General features: G+C 76.0%; 12 protein-coding genes. 7 read left to right on the forward strand and 5 right to left on the reverse strand.

The features are described 5' to 3' along the window. Positions 1 to 144 precede the first annotated feature (144 nt). The 3 genes from DQ238_RS18935 to DQ238_RS18945 are packed head-to-tail and all read right to left on the reverse strand — an operon-like array spanning position 145 to position 4,669. The gene (locus DQ238_RS18935) at positions 145 to 825 is read right to left on the reverse strand and encodes an SGNH/GDSL hydrolase family protein (RefSeq protein ID WP_158550843.1); all 681 of its coding nucleotides are present in this window, start codon (positions 823 to 825) and stop codon (positions 145 to 147) included. Further along, on the reverse strand, positions 822 to 3,365 hold the full coding sequence (locus DQ238_RS18940) for a bifunctional lysylphosphatidylglycerol flippase/synthetase MprF (RefSeq protein WP_147263130.1): 2,544 nt from the start codon (positions 3,363 to 3,365) through the stop codon (positions 822 to 824). Before DQ238_RS18940 ends, DQ238_RS18935 begins: the two co-directional genes overlap by 4 nt. Further along, positions 3,362 to 4,669, reverse strand: a complete 1,308-nt coding sequence (locus DQ238_RS18945; RefSeq protein WP_199506451.1) for an esterase family protein — start codon at positions 4,667 to 4,669, stop codon at positions 3,362 to 3,364. The genes DQ238_RS18940 and DQ238_RS18945 overlap by 4 nt, the downstream gene beginning before the upstream one ends. Before the next feature lie 268 nt (positions 4,670 to 4,937). On the opposite strand from DQ238_RS18945, the gene DQ238_RS18950 reads away from it, so the two are divergent. Continuing rightward, positions 4,938 to 5,786 carry a polysaccharide deacetylase family protein gene (locus tag DQ238_RS18950; protein ID WP_113782802.1) on the forward strand — a complete coding sequence of 283 codons (849 nt, stop codon included), beginning with the start codon at positions 4,938 to 4,940 and terminating at the stop codon, positions 5,784 to 5,786. 11 nt (positions 5,787 to 5,797) lie between these two features. Here DQ238_RS18950 and DQ238_RS18955 read toward each other — a convergent pair whose 3' ends face one another. Beyond that, the gene (locus DQ238_RS18955) at positions 5,798 to 6,817 is read right to left on the reverse strand and encodes a heparan-alpha-glucosaminide N-acetyltransferase domain-containing protein (protein ID WP_158550845.1); all 1,020 of its coding nucleotides are present in this window, start codon (positions 6,815 to 6,817) and stop codon (positions 5,798 to 5,800) included. A 63-nt stretch (positions 6,818 to 6,880) separates the two neighbouring features. After that, complete coding sequence (gene valS / locus DQ238_RS18960; protein ID WP_113782814.1) at positions 6,881 to 9,484, reverse strand: valine--tRNA ligase; 2,604 nt, start codon at positions 9,482 to 9,484, stop codon at positions 6,881 to 6,883. 42 nt (positions 9,485 to 9,526) lie between these two features. On the opposite strand from valS, the gene DQ238_RS18965 reads away from it, so the two are divergent. The 6 genes from DQ238_RS18965 (at position 9,527) to DQ238_RS18990 (ending at position 18,078) form a co-directional block, all read left to right on the forward strand. Continuing rightward, complete coding sequence (locus tag DQ238_RS18965; RefSeq protein WP_113782804.1) at positions 9,527 to 10,903, forward strand: folylpolyglutamate synthase/dihydrofolate synthase family protein; 1,377 nt, start codon at positions 9,527 to 9,529, stop codon at positions 10,901 to 10,903. Next, the gene (locus tag DQ238_RS18970; RefSeq protein WP_113782805.1) at positions 10,900 to 11,289 is read left to right on the forward strand and encodes a DUF4233 domain-containing protein; all 390 of its coding nucleotides are present in this window, start codon (positions 10,900 to 10,902) and stop codon (positions 11,287 to 11,289) included. The genes DQ238_RS18965 and DQ238_RS18970 overlap by 4 nt, the downstream gene beginning before the upstream one ends. A gap of 11 nt (positions 11,290 to 11,300) precedes the next feature. Next, positions 11,301 to 11,717 carry a nucleoside-diphosphate kinase gene (ndk, locus tag DQ238_RS18975; RefSeq protein WP_113782806.1) on the forward strand — a complete coding sequence of 139 codons (417 nt, stop codon included), beginning with the start codon at positions 11,301 to 11,303 and terminating at the stop codon, positions 11,715 to 11,717. Between the two features lie 117 nt (positions 11,718 to 11,834). Then, positions 11,835 to 13,763 (forward strand): TIGR03960 family B12-binding radical SAM protein, encoded by a 1,929-nt coding sequence (locus tag DQ238_RS18980; RefSeq protein ID WP_113782807.1) that lies wholly within the window; start codon positions 11,835 to 11,837, stop codon positions 13,761 to 13,763. Then, complete coding sequence (locus DQ238_RS18985) at positions 13,763 to 14,530, forward strand: TIGR03936 family radical SAM-associated protein (protein WP_113782808.1); 768 nt, start codon at positions 13,763 to 13,765, stop codon at positions 14,528 to 14,530. The genes DQ238_RS18980 and DQ238_RS18985 overlap by 1 nt, the downstream gene beginning before the upstream one ends. Positions 14,531 to 14,784: 254 nt before the next feature. Then, positions 14,785 to 18,078 carry an Rne/Rng family ribonuclease gene (locus DQ238_RS18990; RefSeq protein WP_233496103.1) on the forward strand — a complete coding sequence of 1,098 codons (3,294 nt, stop codon included), beginning with the start codon at positions 14,785 to 14,787 and terminating at the stop codon, positions 18,076 to 18,078. Positions 18,079 to 18,200: the final 122 nt, after the last annotated feature.

Raw genomic sequence — 18,200 nt, forward strand, 5'->3', positions numbered from 1 at the left:
GGACCCCTCCGCCCCCCACGCCTCGCAGGCTCGGCGCGGGTCCCTGCGGAGGGGCCGCCGTCCTCCCCACCCTTCGCAGGCTCGGGGAGGCGCCCGGGACGGGGCCGGTCGACCGTCGGCGAGCCGGAGTCGGACGACCGCCGCTCACCCCCGCTCCGAGCTCAGCACCGAGTGAAGGGCGCGGCCGATGAGCCGGGCGCCCCGCGCCGAGGGGTGCATGCCGTCGTCGCTCATCCCGGGCAGCCAGTGGCCGGCCCCGTCGCCCACCCCGGCCATCGGGTCGACCAGCTGCCAGCCGGCGGAGCGGGCCAGGTCGGCCAGCCGGGCGTTGAACGCCTGCACCCCGGCGGCGACGGCGTCCTCCGGCGGGATGGTGGAGAACACCACGCGCGCCGGCTGCACGGTCCGCACGAGGGCCTCGAGGTCGGCCGCCGACTGCTCGAACGGCGCGTCCACGTCGACGTCGTTGCTGCCGGCCATGACCACCACGACGTCGACCCGCGGGAACTGCCCGCCGGCCACCCGGTCGGTGACGCCGGCGAGCACGTCCCCGGTCGTGGCGCCGGCGTGCGCCCAGCCGCCGACCACCCGCACACCCGCGTCCGTCGCGGAGGTGGCCCAGGACAGCTCGCCGATGTCGCCGTCGTCGAAGTCGGCCGAGTCGGCCTCGGTGACGGAGTCGCCGACGGCCGCCACCGTCAGGACCTCGGCGGCCGGAGCGGGCCGGGCGGCGGCCGGGGCGCAGCCCGCCGTCCCGGCCAGGGGCACCGCCGCCTCGGCCAGGAGCACCGCCGCCCAGGCCGCCGCGGCCCGCCGTCCCCTCACGCCGAGCGGGCCAGCTCGTGCCGTGACCCGCGCCGGGACCGGTGGCCGCGGGCCAGCGCGACGGCCAGCCGGGCGGCCTGCACCGGCGTGACGTGCGGCAGGTAGGCCCGGGAGACCGCACGGGCGATCCGGGGCAGGTCGGCCGTGCCCGGGTACACCAGCCACAGCGGCCGGTAGCGCGGCTGGAACTTGGCCTTGAAGGCCAGCAGCGAGCGGAACCCGTACACCGGCTCCATCGTCCGGCCGGCCAGCTCGAGCAGCCGGGTGACGGCGCCCCGGTCGGCGGCCTCGGCGGGCAGCGCCAGGGGGGCGCCCGACAGGCTCACGAACTGCGTCCCCTCGGCCTGGAAGGCCAGCGCCGCGGTCGCGATCAGGAACTCGACCACGCCGGCAGGGGCGTTGCGCCCGCGGCGCATGACGTCGAGGGTCCACCCGACCGGACGGCCGTCCCGGTGCGCCGGCAGCCAGCTGGTCACGCCCAGCACCCGGCCGGCGGCGTCCACGGCCAGCAGGCAGCGGACGTCGTCGTCGGCCAGCTCGTCGAGCCCGCCGAGGGTGAAACCCATCTCCGGCAGCCCCTTGGCGGCCAGCCACTCCTCCGACAGCCGGACCAGCTGCTCGCGCAGCCCGAGCGGGGCCTGCGACCAGGTGACCCACCGGGCGTCAATCCCCTCCCGCCGGGCGCGGTTGAGCGCGGTGCGCACGTCCTGCCAGCGCCGGCCGGTGAAGGCCAGGTCCCCCAGGGGCAGCCAGGTCTCGGCGGCGACCTGCACCTGCCGGGCTCCGGTGCCGGCCAGGGCCCCGGCCACCTCGTCGGTCACCGCGTACCAGCAGGGCGTCCACCCGTGGTCCTCGCACCAGGCGGTGAAGGCCCGCACCGCGGTCCCCCGCGCGGCCGGCGGCCCGACCGGGTCCCCGGTGGTGATCGCCACGCCGCCGAGCACCCGGTAGGCGACGACGACGGCCGCGTCGGGGGAGAACCAGTGGCGGTTGCCGATCCAGGTGGCCATGAACGACAGCGGCCCGTCACCGTGCCGGTCGACCAGCGCCCGGGCGCGCAGCGCGTCCCCCCGCGGCGCGCCCGGGCGCACCAGGCGGACCGCGGTGACCAGCAGCAGCGTCCACGCGGCGACGCCGGTCCAGTCGGCGAGCAGCCGCGCCCCGTCGTGCAGCGGCACCAGCGGCGCCAGGACCTCCCCCAGGTAGCCCGGCGGCAGCATCCGCACCGGCAGGTCGGCCAGCAGGGCCAGGGGGGACGGCGCTCCGGCGAACTGCGCGCGCAGCAGCCAGCCGACGCCGACGTAGCCGGCCGCGAGCACCGCCGTCCCGGCCGCGGCGGCCAGCACCCAGCGCCGGGCGGTGCCCGGGGCGGCGCGGACCGGGAAGCGGTCGCGGGTGAGCAGCAGGAGGACCAGGACGGCGAGCGGCGCGACCAGCGGTGCCACCAGGGAGACCGCGGGCAGGCTGCCGGGGCGCACCCCGAGCAGCGGCAGCTCCTCGGCGGGGGCGCGCAGGACCGTGGCCACCACCAGGCCGCCGACCGTGGTCAGCACCGCCCCGAGCACCACGGCGCCCACCCAGGCCGCACGCCGTCCCCGGCGCAGCCCCTCGGCCAGCACCAGCTGCAGCACCACTGGCAGGATCGACAGCAGCGCCGGGCCGTGGCCGGTGAGCCGGGCCCGGGCCTCCAGCACCCGGCAGTCGGCCACGTCGCCCCCCGGGGCGCACACCGCGCGCAGCTGGTCGCGGTGCGGAGCCCCCGCCACGAACAGGTGGGAGACGACGGCCCACGGGCCGTCCGGCGTCCGTGACAGCGCCGCCGCCAGCGGTCCCAGCGCGGTCACCGCCAGCACCAGCGCCACCAGGGCGCGCCCCTCCCGCCGGCTGGGGTACGACGCCGCCGGCCCGTCCTGGGGACGGCGCAGCAGCGCGCCGGCGGCGAGCCCGACCAGCCAGCCGGCCAGCCGGGCCACGTCGCCGGCGGTCCCCGAGTACAGCACCAGCGCGGTGAGGCTGATCGACAGCAGCAGCCGCACGCGGCGGCGCCACAGCGCGGGCATCCGGGCCGTGGCCAGGCCCGCGGCGGCGAGCAGCCCCGAGAAGGGCCCGAGCACCACCGTGGGCGCGATCTCCCGAGCCCACGCGTCGCCGGCGCCGGCCAGGACGGCGATCACGGCCAGCCCGGCGGCGTTGCCCAGGACCTGCCCGGCGACGACGGCGCCCAACGCCGGCCAGCTGCCCAGCCACCGCTCCGCGGGACCGAGCAGGACCACGACCGCGACCGCGGCGACGGCCAGGGACCCCGGCCCGGCGCACCACAGCGCCGAGGTGAGCAGCCCGTGCGCCGGTCCGGACGCCGCGGCCCCGACGGCGTGGGTCAGCGCCGGCGCGGGCCCGGAGACCAGCGTGCCGGTGACCAGCGCGGTGCCGAGCAGCACGAGGAGCGCCGCGGCGGTGACCGGGAAGCCGCCGACCGGGCCGACCTGCACCCGCAGCCGCTCCCCAGGGTGCGCGGGTGGGCTGGTGACGTGCGTGCTCACGACGTCAGCCCCGTCCGGTGCGCCAGCCACGGCAGCGCGTCGGTCAGGCCGTCCCCCCACACCTTCCACTCGTGCCGGCCGGGTAGCTGCGTCGCGGTGATCGCCATGCCGGCCGCCGTGGCGGCGGCGGCGACCGTGCGCTGCTGGGCGGCGTAGCCCGGGTCCTGCGTACCCACCACGAGGTAGCCGGCCGATCCGGGGTAGACGCGGCCGCGCAGCTCCTGCAGGGGGTCCACGGCCGCGAGGGCGGCGGCGTCCCCGCCGAAGGCGGCCTGCGCGGTGCGCTGCGGATCACCCAGGGTCGGGCCCTGCTGCCCCGAGGCGTCGTAGAAGGTCGGGAAGAGGGTCGGGTGGGCGACCGCCAGCTGCAGGGCGCAGGTGCCGCCGTAGGAGAGGCCGCCGACGGCCCAGTGCGCGGTGTCCTGGTCGACCTGCAGGTCGTGGTCCACCCAGTCCACGACGTCCTGCGCGAGGTAGGTGTCCGCGTGGCCCAGGGCCGAGTCGGTGCACAGGGGGTCGGCCACCTCGCCGCCGAGGGCGTCGGGCATGACGACCACCGGCGCCAGGCCGGCGTGCGCCGCGGCGAAGTCGTCCATCCGCTGGGCCAGCCGGCCACCGTCCAGCCAGTCACGGGGGCTGCCGGGCTGGCCGCCGATCAGCACCAGCACCGGCAGCAGGGGACGGTGCGCCGTCAGGTAGGCCGGGGGCAGGTAGATCCACGCCGGGCGGGCGGTGAACCCCGACCGGGTACCCGGGATGGCGACCTGGGTGACCGCACCGTGTGCCGGGAGGTCCTGCGGCGGGTGCCACGTCTGTGCCAGCGGACCGGCCGGCAGACCGGCTGGCGCAGCCGCGGCCGCCGGCACCGCGGCGTCCAGGACGGTGCGCGCGTCGACCTCGTCGGGCATGGGCAGCTGCAGCGCGGTGGCGAGCGTCGGGAAGGAGCCGTAGACCGCGTCGACGCCGTCGGCGGCGCCCAGGACCACCAGCAGCGCCGCGCCGGCGCCGAGCACCCGGACCCACCAGCGCCGGCCCGCCCACCCGACGGCGAGGAGCACCGGCGCCAGCAGGCCGACGCCGATCCAGGCGTAGGCGTCCAGCGGCAGCGGGTCGGGCCACGGGTGGGTGACGTCGAGCAGCAGCCACACCGCCGCGACCAGCAGCAGCGCGCCGGCCGCGGCGACGGGCACCCGGCGCGTCCACCAGGGCCTGCCCCGACGCAGCAGCAGGACGCCGGTGCCGAGCACCACCGCCACGAGCAGGGCAGCGTGCAGGGGCCCGTGCAGGAGTGAGAGCTCCGTCACCCATCGCCAGTCGCGGGACACCTCCGCCTCCCCGTCCGCCGCGTCCCCGATGCGGGGAGCCTGGGCCGGGTTGCTGGGCGTCGCCTGTGCGCCGCACGTGGATCGGCTGACCGGTGGCGGGGCGTCCGCCCAGCGGTCGCGCCGCCGCGGGGGAGCGGCCAGCGCGACAGGGCTCCGGCGGGCCGCCGGCACCGGCGTCCAGGGAGTCCACAGCAGGACCGGGACGATTCCCAGCCGATCTCCAGGGACACGGGTGTAGGCCTGCGGGGTGAGCACGCGACGGGGGTTCCTGCTGGGGGCGGCGGCCGGCGCGGCCGGCGCGGCTGCCGGCGCCACCGGGGCCCGGCTGCTCGGTGAGGACGAGGACGGGATCCGGGCCGGCGCGACCGCCGCCGAGCGACGGTTCCTGGAGACCGCGGGAGCCGCGGCGGAGTTCTCCGACGTGGGCCGCCTCGGGACGCACCGGATCGTCTGGTCGCTCACCACGACACAGCCGCTGGTGGCGCTCACCTTCGACGACGGGCCCACCCCGGAGTACACCCCGCGCATCCTCGACGCGCTGGCCGCCGTCGGGGCCACCGCCACCTTCAACGTGACGGGCTACAACGCCGTCCAGCACGCGGACCTGCTGCGGCAGGTCGTCGCCGCCGGGCACGAGCTGGGCAACCACACCTGGACCCACGAAGACCTCTCCCGGCTGACGCCCGCCCGGACACGGGAGCAGATCGTCCGCTGCGCCGAGGAGGTCGAACAGCTCGTGGAGCGGCGGTTCACCAGCTTCCGGCCGCCCCGAGGCGAGCTGACCGGGTCGGCGCTGCAGATCTGCGCCGAGCTCGGCTACGAGGTGCGGCTGTGGTCGTGCACCCGCGGACCAGGCGACAGCGGCGACCCCCGGGAGGTGGCCCGCTACGTCGGCAGCACCCCACTGGCCGGTGACGTGGTGGGCCTGCACGACGGCATCGGCCGGGGCACCTTCGCGCCGCGCGCGGCCTTCGCGATCAACCTCTCCGCCCGCCGCGAGGTCGAGGTCCGGGCCCTGCCCGAGGCGCTGGCCCGGCTGGGCGAGCGGGGGCTCTCGGTGGTCAGCGTCGACCGCGTGCAGGCCGCCGGCTCGTAGTCGGCTCCCGCTCACACCCGGACGACCACCCCCCGGTGGGCGAGCGCCGCGCACACCGACCAGACCACGGCCACGCTGGCCAGCGCCCAGACCCACGCGGCCACCGGGGCGCCGGCCCACCGGGTGAGCTCCCGCACCAGGACCGGTCGCAGCACGTCGTCGAGCACCGCGCCGAACAGCAGCTCGGAGACGACGAAGGCCACGATCGCGTTGCGGCCGAGCACCTCCAGCTGGGGGAACGGCCGGCGCCACCCGCGGGTGTCGACCAGCCAGAGCGCCGCGGCCAGCACCAGCAGCCCGATGCCCCCGGTGACCAGCACGTAGGACGGCGTCCACAGCCGTTTGTTGACCGGCAGCACCGGGGCCAGGAGCAGGCCGACCGCGAGCGGCGCCAGCGCCCCGGCCGCCAGCCGGCGGACGGCGGCGGCCCCGTGGCGCTGCAGCGCCCGCCCGGCCAGCACGCCGGTGAACACCGTGGCCGCGCTGGGCAGGTACGAGTGCGGGGCCTCCGCCGAGAAGGACACCCCCACGGTCCGGTCCGACCACGCCGCCCAGGACAGCTCGGGGGTCAGGGACGGGTGACCGGCCCCAGGGGGCGGCAGGAGGACGGAGACCAGGCCGATGGTCAGCAGCACGCCGGCGGCCACGGGCACCTGCGCCCGCCGGGGCAGCCGCAGCAGCAGCCAGCACAGCAGGTAGGCGCCGGCGATGTGGCCGAGGACCCCGGTCGCCACGCCGCCGAAGCCGTACTTCGCGGTGACGACCAGCCAGCCGAGCACGGTCAACCGGACGACGCGCAGCAGCGCGGCCCGGGGCCGCTGCGCCCGCCGGGAGAACGGCATGGAGACGCCGACCAGCAGGAGGAACACCGGGAAGACCACGTCGGCCACGCGCAGCCCGTGCCACGGCGCGTGCACCAGCTGCCGGCCGATCGCGTTCCCGCCCCGGTTGTCGACCAGGAGCATGCCCACGATCGCCAGCCCACGGGCGACGTCGACCCCGTGCAGCCGGGGCACGGGCGGTGCGGACACCGCCGCCGGCGAGCCGACCCCGGAACCCGACACCGGACCCACCGCCCGGGTGCGATCGCCGGGTCAGTCCCCGTCGGGTGCGGCCAGGACGACGTCGACGCGCAGCTCGCCCGGACCCGGCGCGATCTCCAGCGTGGCGATCCGGCCGGCGTCGACCAGGTCGGATCGCGCGGCCTCCAGCGCCGCGACCTGCGCGGCCGGCGCGGTCACCGTCGCGGAGGCCACGTCGGCGCGCATCGACTGCTTGGCGTCGGACTTGGCCTTGCGGACCGCGGCGAGCGCCGCCGACACCACCGACACCACCGCCGGGTCACCGCCGGTCGGCAGCTCCGAGGCGGTCGGCCACAGCGAGCGGTGCACCGAGCCGGACTGCCACCAGGACCAGACCTCCTCGGTGACGAACGGCAGCACCGGCGCGAACAGCCGCAGCTGCACCGACAGCGCGATCGCCAGGGCGGCCTGCGCCGAGCGGGCGGCCCCGGAGCCGTAGGCCCGGGACTTGACCAGCTCGACGTAGTCGTCGCAGAACGCCCAGAAGAACGCCTCGGTCACCTCGAGCGCCCGGGTGTAGTTGTAGGCGTCCATCGCCGCCGTCGCCTCGTCGACCACCGCGGCCAGCCCGGCCAGCAGACCGCGGTCGATCGGCTCGGTGACCTCGTCGGTCGACGCCGAGGCCGTGGCGCCGAGCCCCAGCACGAACTTGCCGACGTTGAGGATCTTGATGGCCAGCCGGCGGCCGACCTTCATCTGCGCCTCGTCGAACGGCGAGTCCGCCCCCGGCCGGGCCCCGGCGGCCCGCCAGCGCACCGCGTCGGTGCCGTAGCGCTCGAGCACGTCGACCGGCGTGACGACGTTGCCCTTGGACTTCGACATCTTCTTGCGGTCGGGGTCGACGACGAAGCCGGAGATGGCCGCGTGCGTCCACGGCACCGTGCCGAACTCGTAGTGCGAGCGGACCACGGTCGAGAACAGCCAGGTGCGGATGATGTCGTGCGCCTGGGGCCGCAGGTCCATCGGGAAGACGTGCGCGAACAGCTCCGGGTCGGTGTCCCAGCCCGAGGCCACCTGCGGCGACAGCGACGAGGTCGCCCAGGTGTCCATGACGTCGGGGTCGGCCACGAACCCGCCCGGCTCTCCCCGCTGCGACTCGTCGAACCCGGGTGGGACGTCGGACGACGGGTCGACCGGCAGCGTCTCCTCGGCCGCGAGGACCGGGTCGTCGTAGACCGGCGCGCCCTCGGTGTCGAGGCGGTACCAGACCGGGAACGGGACGCCGAAGAACCGCTGCCGGCTGATCAGCCAGTCGCCGTTTAGGCCCTCGACCCAGTTCTCGTAGCGGTAGCGCATGTGCTCGGGGATCCACTGGATCTCCCGGCCGCGCTCGATGAGCGCCTGCCGCAGGTCGGCGTCCCGGCCGCCGTTGCGGATGTACCACTGCCGGGTGGTGACGATCTCCAGCGGCCGGTCACCCTTCTCGTAGAACTTGACCGGGTGGGTGATCGGCGTGGGCTCGCCGTCGAGGTCACCGGAGGAGCGCAGCAGCTCGACCATCCGCTCCCGGGCCGCGTGCGTCGTCCGGCCGGCCAGCTCGGCGTACGGCCCGGCGGGGACCCCGACCGGCGGGTCGGCGACCAGCCGGCCGTCCCAGCCGACGACCGCGCGGGTGGGCAGCTGCAGCTCCCGCCACCAGGTGACGTCGTTGAGGTCGCCGAAGGTGCAGATCATCGCGATGCCCGTGCCCTTGCCCTGCTCGGCGAGGCGGTGGGCGACCACGGGGACCTCGACGTCGAACACCGGCGTGCGCACCGTCCGCCCGAACAGCGGCCGGTAGCGCTCGTCGTCGGGGTGGGCCACCAGCGCCACGCAGGCGGGCAGCAGCTCCGGCCGCGTGGTCTCGATGAACACCGGGCCAGTGGGCGGGTCGGGTCGGGTGGCGACAGGATGGAAGGAGATCCGGTGGTAGGCGCCCGGGCGCTCGCGGTCCTCGAGCTCGGCCTGGGCCACCGCCGTCCGGAAGGTGACGTCCCAGAGGGTCGGCGCCTCGGCGGCGTAGGCCTCGCCGCGGGCCAGGTTGCGCAGGAACGCCCGCTGCGCGGTGGCGCGGGAGGTCTCCGAGATGGTGCGGTAGACGTCGGACCAGTCCACCGACAGCCCCACGCGGCGCCACAGCTGCTCGAAGGCCGCCTCGTCCTCGGCGGTCAGCCGCTCGCACAGCTCGACGAAGTTGCGCCGCGAGACCGGGACCTGCTCCTTGCCCGGCTTCGCCGGCGGCTGGAGGTCGGGGTCGTAGGGCAGCGAGGGGTCGCAGCGGACGCCGTAGTAGTTCTGCACCCGGCGCTCGGTGGGCAGGCCGTTGTCGTCCCAGCCCATCGGGTAGAAGACGTGCTTGCCGCGCATCCGCTGGTAGCGGGCGACGACGTCGGTGTGCGTGTAGCTGAACACGTGCCCGACGTGCAGCGAGCCGCTGGCCGTCGGCGGAGGGGTGTCGATCGAGTAGGTCTGCTCGCGGGGCGCGGACAGCGCCGCCACGCGGTCGAAAGCGTAGGTGTCGCCCTCGGCCCAGCGGGCGGTCCACTTCTCCTCGAGCCCGTCCAGCGACGGCTTCTCCGGTGCACCGGCGCCCGCTCCCGGGACGGTGCTCTCCGGGGCGTGGATGTCGGTGGTCATGCCCTCCATCCTAGGAAGCGCGCGGCTGGCATCCTGAGACGGATGAGCACCGGGGCGGGCAGAGGGCACGCCGGCGACGCCGCCGGTCTGGCGCGCGTGGAGGAGGAGCTGCTCGCCCGCTGGCCGGAGAGCCGCCTGGAGCCGTCGCTGACCCGCATCTCCGCCCTGGTCGACCTGCTCGGCTCGCCGCAGCGCGCCTACCCGGTGGTCCAGGTGGCCGGGACCAACGGCAAGACGACGACGGCCCGCATGGTCGACGAGCTGCTGCGCGGCTTCGGGCTGCGGGTGGGCCGGTTCACCAGCCCGCACCTGCAGTCGGTGCGCGAGCGGATCGTCCTCGACGGCGAGCCGGTCAGCGCCGAGCGGTTCGTCGAGACCCACGACGACGTCGCGCCCTACGTGCAGATGGTCGACGCCGCCGGGGAGCACCCGATGAGCTTCTTCGAGGTCACGGTCGGCATGGCCTACGCCACGTTCGCCGACGCCCCGGTCGACGTCGCCGTCATCGAGGTCGGCATGGGCGGCCGGTGGGACGCCACGAACGTCGCCGACGCCCGGGTCGCGGTCGTCACCCCGGTCGCCCTCGACCACGCCGAGTACCTGGGCCCGGACGTCGCCACCATCGCGGGGGAGAAGGCCGGGATCATCAAGCGGGACGCGATCGCCGTCCTGGCCCGCCAGCAGCCGGCGGCTCTGGACGTGCTGGTGCGCCGCGCCGTCGAGGTGGAGGCCGTGGTGGCCCGGGAGGGCACCGAGTTCGGCGTCCTCGACCGGCGGGTCGCCGTCGGCGGCCAGCAGCTGCGGCTGCAGGGCCTCGGCGGTGAGTACGACGAGGTCTACCTGCCGCTGTTCGGCGCCCACCAGGCGCAGAACGCCGCGACCGCGCTGGCCGCCGTCGAGGCGTTCCTCGGTGCGGGCGCGGCGTCCGGGCCGATCGACACCGACACCGTGCGCGCCGCGTTCGCCGCCGTCCGCTCGCCCGGCCGGCTCGAGCGGGTGCGCACCAGCCCGACGGTGCTGGTCGACGCCGCGCACAACCCCGCCGGCATGGCGGCCACGGTGGAGGCGATCCGGGAGTCGTTCGACTTCGTTCGACTCGTGGGAGTCATGGCCTCCGTGGGCGGTAAGGACGCCATCGGGATGCTGCGCGAGCTGGAGGGGATCTGCGCCGAGCTGGTCGTCACCCAGAACGGCTCGTCGCGTGCCATGCCGGCCGACGAGCTGGGCGCGCTGGCCGTCGACGTCTTCGGCGCCGACCGGGTCAGCGTCACCCCGCAGCTGCCCGAGGCCCTCACCGAGGCGATCGAGCTGGCCGAGGCCGGTCCGGACGACGCGCTCGGCGGGTCGGGCGTCCTCGTCACCGGCAGCGTGGTCACGGCGGGGGAGGCCCGCACCGTCCTGGGCGGCCGCTCGTCATGAGCGCCTCCGACCCGGCGCGGGCGGCCCGGGCGCTGCGGGGAGCCGCGGCGGGTGTGCTGGTGCTCGAGGGCATCGCCGTGCTCTTCGTGCCGCGGGGCATCGCCCAGACCCAGGAGGGCCTGGGCGGGGTCCGGCTGACGCTGCTGCTGGTCCTGGCCGTCGCGCTCGTGCTGGCCAGCGGGGTGCAGCGCCGTCCCCAGGGTCTGGTCGTGGCCACCGCGCTGCAGGTGCCGCTGCTGGCGACCGGCGTGCTCAACAGCGTCATGTGGTTCGTCGGCGGGGCGTTCGTGCTGATCTGGCTGTACCTGCTGCAGGTCCGCAGGGAGCTGCTCGGCTCCGCCTTCCGGGAGCCCGCGCCGCGGGAGGACGGCGAGACCGCCGCGTAGGCTGCCCGCTCGTGTCCGATGCCACCCGCACCCTGGTCCTCGTCAAGCCCGACGGCGTCGCCCGCGGCCTGGTCGGCGAGGTGATCACGCGCCTGGAGGCCAAGGGCCTGCGCCTGGTCGCCGCCGAGCTGCGCACCCTGACCCGCGAGGTCGCCGAAGAGCACTACGGGGAGCACCGCGACAAGCCGTTCTTCGGCTCGCTGGTCGAGTTCATCACCGGCGGCCCGCTGCTCGCGCTGGTCGTCGAGGGCCCGCGGGCGGTCGAGGCGTTCCGCGCGCTGGCCGGCGCCACCGACCCGGTCAAGGCCGCGCCTGGCACCATCCGCGGCGACTACGGCCTCGAAGTGCAGAACAACATCGTGCACGGCTCGGACTCCGACGAGTCCGCCGCCCGCGAGATCGGCATCTTCTTCCCCGACCTCGGCTGAGCTGAACCACCCGGGCATGGGAAGCAATACCTGTGTTCTGACCGCCCGGACGCCGGTATCGCTTCCCATGCCCGGGTGGGGGAACCGCGGGAGGGGCCCGGCTACCCTGGACCGGTCATGAACGGTGCCTCGCTCTACCCCCGCCTCGAACCGCTCCTCGCCCAGGTGCAGAAGCCGATCCAGTACATCGGCGGTGAGCTCAACGCGCAGGTCAAGGCGTGGGACGACGTCGCCGTCCACTGGGCGCTGATGTACCCCGACGCCTACGAGGTGGGGCTGCCCAACCAGGGCCTGATGATCCTCTACGAGGTGCTCAACGAGCGCCCCGACGCCCTCGCCGAGCGCAGCTACGCGGTCTGGCCCGACCTCGCCGCGCTTCTGCGCGAGCACGGCGTCGGCCAGTTCACCGTCGACGCCCACCGGGCGGTCGCCGACTTCGACGTGCTCGGCGTCAGCTTCGCCACCGAGCTCGGCTACACCAACCTGCTCGAGGCCCTCGACCTCGCCGGCCTTCCGCTGCACGCGCACCAGCGCGACGAGACCCACCCGGTGGTCATCGCCGGGGGGCACGCCGCGTTCAACCCCGAGCCGATCGCCGACTTCGTCGACGCCGCCGTCCTCGGCGACGGCGAGCAGGTCGTCGGCGACGTCACCGACGTGGTCAAGGCGTGGAAGGCGCAGGGTCGCCCCGGCGGGCGGGTCGAGCTGCTGGCCCGCCTCGCGCGGGTGGACGGCGTGTACGTGCCGCGCTTCTACGCGGTCTCCTACGGTGCGGACGGCGCCATCGCGGCCGTGACGCCGATTCGATCAGACGTCCCCGCGCGGGTCGGCAAGCGCACCGTTCTGGACCTCGACGAGTGGCCCTACCCGAAGACGCCGCTGGTCCCGCTGGCCGAGAGCGTGCACGAGCGGATGAGCGTGGAGATCTTCCGCGGCTGCACCCGCGGCTGCCGGTTCTGCCAGGCCGGCATGATCACCCGACCGGTGCGCGAGCGGACCATCACCGGCATCGGCTCGATGGTCGACCAGGGGCTGCGAGCCACCGGCTACGAGGAGGTCGGGCTGCTGTCGCTGTCCAGCGCCGACCACTCCGAGATCGGGCAGATCGCCAAGGAGCTCGCCGACCGCTACGAGGGCACCAACACCGGCCTGTCGCTGCCGTCGACCCGGGTCGACGCCTTCAACGTCACCCTCGCCGACGAGCTGTCCCGGGGCGGCCGCCGCTCCGGCCTGACGTTCGCCCCCGAGGGCGGCAGCGAGCGGATCCGCCGGGTGATCAACAAGACGGTGTCGAAGGACGACCTCGTCCGCACCGTCACCACCGCCTACGCGGGCGGCTGGCAGCAGGTGAAGCTGTACTTCATGTGCGGTCTGCCCACCGAGACCGACGAGGACGTCCTCGAGATCGCCGACCTCGCCGTCGAGGTGATCCGCGCGGGGCGGGAGGCCAGCGGCCGCAAGGACATCCGCTGCACCGTCTCGATCGGCGGGTTCGTGCCCAAGCCGCACACCCCGTTCCAGTGGGCCGGGCAGGCCAGCGCCGAGACCATCGACGCCCGGCTGCGGCTGCTCCGGCAGAAGATCAACGCCGACAAGCGGGTCGGCCGCTCGATCGGCATGCGCTACCACGACGGCCAGCCGGGGATCGTCGAGGGGCTGCTGTCCCGCGGCGACCGGCGGGTCGGTCGGGTCATCGAGCGGGTCTGGCGCGAGGGCGGCCGGTTCGACGGCTGGAGCGAGCACTTCTCCTACGCGCGCTGGACGACGGCGGCCGCCCGCGAGCTGGCGCCCTTCGGCGTCGACCTCGACTGGTTCACCACCCGCGAGCGCACCCAGGACGAGGTCCTGCCCTGGGACCACCTGGACTCCGGGCTGGACAAGGAGTGGCTCTGGGACGACTGGCAGGACGCATTGAGCGAGGAGGAGGTCGCCGACTGCCGGTGGACCCCCTGCTACGACTGCGGCGTCTGCCCCACCAACGGCACCGAGATCCAGATCGGGCCGACCGGGCGCAGCCTGCTCCCGCTCACGGTCGTCGGCCGGTAGTGGCCCGCGCGCCCGAGGGGCCGCCGCCGCCCCCGACCGTGCAGAAGCTGCGGCTGCGCTACGCCAAGCGCGGCCCGCTGCGGTTCGCCTCGCACCGCGACCTGGCCCGCGCCCTGGAGCGCGCGCTGCGCCGGGCCCGGGTGCCCATGGCGTTCTCGGCCGGGTTCACGCCGCACCCGAAGATCTCCTACGTCGGGGCGGCGCCCACCGGCGCGGCCAGCGAGGCCGAGTACGTGGAGATCGGCCTGGCCGAACGGCGCGACCCCGAGGCGGTGCGCGCCGCGCTGGACGCCTCGCTGCCGCCGGGCATCGCCGTCCTGGAGGCCGTCGAGGCCGTCGAGGGCGCGGGGTCGCTGGCCGACCGGATCGACGCCTCGACCTGGCGCCTGGAGCTACCGGGGATCGAGCCGGCGGAATTGGCGGAGGCGGTCGCGGCGTTCCTCCAACGAGACGAGGTCACCGTGGCCAAGCGCACCAAGAACGGCCTGCGGGACGTCGACGCGCGCGGCGCGGTGGCCTCGGCTTCGGCGGGCGGCACAGCGGGTTGTGCCATACTGACCATGGTCGTCCGGCAGGTGACGCCCGCCGTTCGACCCGACGACGTGTTGGCCGCTCTCGCTGCCGTCGCCGACCTGCGCCCGCCGTCGCCCCCTCGGGCCGTGCGTGAGGCGCAGGGCCGGCTCGACGACAGCGGGTCCGTGGCCGACCCGCTCGGTCCGGACCGCGGAGCGCGCACCCGCTGCCAGGGGGAGCACGCGGCGGTCTGACCGGTGGGCCCCGGGGTCGCGCGCCGTCGAGCGGCACGGCTGCCAGACGTGACGCACCCCGAGCACCACCGAAGACCTGCACCACCGGCTCCCGGCCGTGGCAACCGCCGCCTGGGAGCCGACCCACAGACTTCGCGGGCCGAGCGAGCCGCCGCACCCGGCGCGGCGGCTCGGCCCGCCCAACCCGTGCTCCTGCGCGGCCGCCAGTCGGAGACGATCGGCGCCCGGGGGCACCACACAGGAGGCGAGCCCTCGTGGCCGACCAGACAGAAGAGCACCCCGCGACGACCCAGCCCGGCGCCGCGACCGAGGAGACCGCGCCGGCCGGCGCGGGCCAGGCCCCAGAGCAGGCCCCGGAGCCGGCCGCTCCTCCGCAGGGCACCGAGCTCGCGGAGGACGTCCAGGCGCCCGACGCCGACGGCACGGACGACCCGCTGAGCGCGGCCGCCGAGGCCGGCGAGGACGACGACGCCGCGGAGCAGGCCGCCGGCGAACAGGAGGCCCGCGCGGACTCCGCTCCCGAGCCGGCTGCCGAGCCCGAGCCGGAGGAGACCCCGGTCTCCCGGTTCGGCGCCCAGTTCAGCTCCCCGGAGCCGACCGCGGTCATCGCCCGCCCGCGCCGCCGGGCCACCCGGCCGGCCGGTGCCGCCGACCCCGACGCGTACGCGGCGCTGCCCCCGGCTGCGCCGACCGTCCCGGCGTTCGTCAGCTTCGTGGCCCCCCCGGAGCCCGAGGCCGTGCCGGCGCCGCGCCGGCGCAGCCGCCGCCCGCTGGCCGAGTCGCCGGTCGACGAGCCCGACCTCGAGCCGGCCGAGGAGGTCGACGGGGACGAGATACCGGTGCCCCGCTCGCGGCGTAGCCGCTCCCGCCGCCGGGCCGAGGGCGAGGACGGCTCCGGTGCCGCGGCCGAGGACAGCGCCCGCGACGACGACGCGGCCGATCCCGGCGAGGACGAGGACGTCGACGCCCCCGGCGACGGAGCCGACGCCGAGGAGCGCGAGGACGGCGGGGGTGCCAGCCGGCGCCGCCGCCGGGGTCGCCGCGGCCGCGGCCGGGGCCGCAGCGGGGACGACGCCGCCGAGGCCGAGGACGCCGAGACCACCGGCGACGAGGACACCGCCGACGAGGACGCCGACGAGGACACCGCCGACGAGGACACGGACACCGGCGGCGACACCGCGGAGGACGCCGCCGAGGCCGAGGAGGGCGAGGGCGGCTCCACGACCCGGCGCCGGCGCCGCCGGCGCCGGCGGGGCGGCAACGGGGACGCCGAGACCGCCGCCGAGGCCGACGAGGACCGCCCGGAGCGGGCCGGCCGCAACGGCCGCACCACCAGCGAGGACGACGTCAGGGGCGTCACCGGCTCGACCCGGCTGGAGGCCAAGCGCCAGCGCCGCCGCGACGGGCGGGACAACGGCCGCCGTCGCGCACCGATCCTCACCGAGGCCGAGTTCCTGGCCCGCCGCGAGTCGGTCGACCGCACGATGGTCATCCGCCAGCGCGGCGAGCGCACCCAGATCGCCGTCCTCGAGGACGACGTCCTCGTCGAGCACTACGTGACCCAGGCGCAGGCGACGTCCTTCGCCGGCAACGTCTACCTCGGCCGGGTGCAGAACGTGCTGCCCAGCATGGAGGCGGCGTTCGTCGACATCGGCAAGGGCCGCAACGCCGTCCTGTACGCCGGCGAGGTCAACTGGGACGCCGCCGGCCTGACCGGCAAGCAGCGCTCCATCGAGCAGGCGCTCAAGTCCGGCGACAAGGTCGTCGTCCAGGTCACCAAGGACCCGATCGGGCACAAGGGCGCCCGGCTGACCCAGCAGGTCAACCTGCCCGGCCGCTTCCTGGTCTACGTGCCCGGCGGCTCGATGACCGGCATCAGCCGCAAGCTGCCCGACACCGAGCGCTCCCGGCTCAAGGACGTGCTCAAGAAGATCGTCCCCGAGGACGCCGGCGTCATCATCCGCACCGCCGCCGAGGGCGCCTCGGAGGAGGAGCTCACCCGCGACGTCAACCGGCTCAAGGCGCAGTGGGAGGTCATCGGCAAGAAGGCCGAGACCTCGTCGAACGCGCCGACGCTGCTCTACGGCGAGCCCGACCTGGCCATCCGGGTCATCCGCGACGTCTTCAACGAGGACTTCAAGGAGCTCGTCGTCCAGGGCGACGACGCCTGGGACACCGTCGAGGCCTACGTCGCGCACGTCTCCCCGGAGCTGGTGGGCCGGCTGACCCGCTACACCGGCGAGGGCGACGTCTTCTCCGACCTGCGCATCGACGAGCAGCTGGCCAAGGCCCTCGACCGCAAGGTGTGGCTGCCCTCGGGCGGCTCGCTGGTCATCGACCGCACCGAGGCGATGACCGTCGTCGACGTCAACACCGGCAAGTTCACCGGCTCCGGCGGCAACCTCGAGCAGACCGTCACGCGCAACAACATGGAGGCGGCCGAGGAGATCGTCCGCCAGCTGCGGCTGCGCGACATCGGCGGCATCATCGTCATCGACTTCATCGACATGGTGCTGGAGAGCAACCGCGACCTGGTGCTGCGGCGGCTCACCGAGTGCCTGGGCCGCGACCGCACCAAGCACCAGGTCGCCGAGGTCACCTCGCTGGGCCTGGTGCAGATGACCCGCAAGCGGGTCGGCCAGGGCCTGCTCGAGGTCTTCTCCGAGCCGTGCGAGCACTGCCGCGGCCGCGGGGTCATCGTGCACACCGACCCGGTCGACGAGCGCCGCCGGAGCGGCGGCAACGGTTCGGGCGGCGGCAACGGCCGGCGTGACCCGGGCCGCTCCGACCGGGGCCGGGACAGCAGCCCCCGGGACATCCCGGCCCGCGCGGCGGTGGCCGAGGACGGCGAGGAGGCCGACGACGGGGTCCGGGAGTCCGTGCCGGTCGAGATGGGCGCGGCCGGACCCGTCGACGGCGAGGGTGACGGCCAGCGCTCCGGCGGACGGCGCCGCGGCCGCCGCAACCGCACCCAGGCCGGCGAGGAGCGGGCCGCCGAGGACGCGGCGGTGCTGAGCCTGGCCTCCGGCACCGTCGCGGCGGAGGAGCCCTCGCCCGACGACGTCGCGGCGGAGGAGCCCTCGCCCGACGACGTCGCGGCGGAGGAGCCCTCGCCCGACGACGTCGAGGCCGCCGAGCCCGACCAGCCCGACGCGGTGACCCCCGACGCGCCGCCGACCCCCGCGGCGCAACCCGCTGCCGAGCCGGCGCCGACCCCGGACGCGGTGCCGACGCCCGAGCCGGCCGGGGAGCCCGCTGCCGAGCCGGCGACCGAGAGCGCCGGGCAGCCGGCGCCGCCCGAGCCGGCTGCCGCTGTCGGCACCCCGTTCGCGGCGCCCGGTCCGGCGCCGGCCGGGAGCGACGAGGAGGCGGTGCCCGCCGGCGCGGGCCCGGACGACGCCGGGCCGGTGGACGCCGAGCCCGGTACGGGGGAGCCCGAGGAGGTCCCGCTGCCCGCGGCCGACGACGGGTCGCCGGCCGCACCGCCGGCTCCCCGGTCGCGCCGCCGCCGGGGCGCCAGCCGCCCGGCCGGCCCGCCCGCGTCCTAGTACTACAGGGCTACAACCTGGAGCCTGAGTCGTCGTCGGAAGTGATGGCGGCGTGCGTCGGCTTGGTGCTCGCGACGATAGGTCGACCATCGTAGAGCCGTGTGGATCCGCCGTTTTCGCTG

This window comes from Geodermatophilus sp. TF02-6 (assembly GCF_003319115.1).
In the GTDB taxonomy this organism is placed as follows: Bacteria; Actinomycetota; Actinomycetes; order Mycobacteriales; family Geodermatophilaceae; genus Geodermatophilus.

Excerpts from the sequence above, each read along its gene's own strand:
- valS (WP_113782814.1), bottom strand. The coding sequence starts at position 9,484 with ATGACCACCGACATCCACGCCCCGGAGAGCACCGTCCCGGGAGCGGGC.
- DQ238_RS18970 (WP_113782805.1), top strand. The coding sequence starts at position 10,900 with ATGAGCGCCTCCGACCCGGCGCGGGCGGCCCGGGCGCTGCGGGGAGCC.
- DQ238_RS18980 (WP_113782807.1), top strand. The coding sequence starts at position 11,835 with ATGAACGGTGCCTCGCTCTACCCCCGCCTCGAACCGCTCCTCGCCCAG.
- DQ238_RS18965 (WP_113782804.1), top strand. The coding sequence starts at position 9,527 with ATGAGCACCGGGGCGGGCAGAGGGCACGCCGGCGACGCCGCCGGTCTG.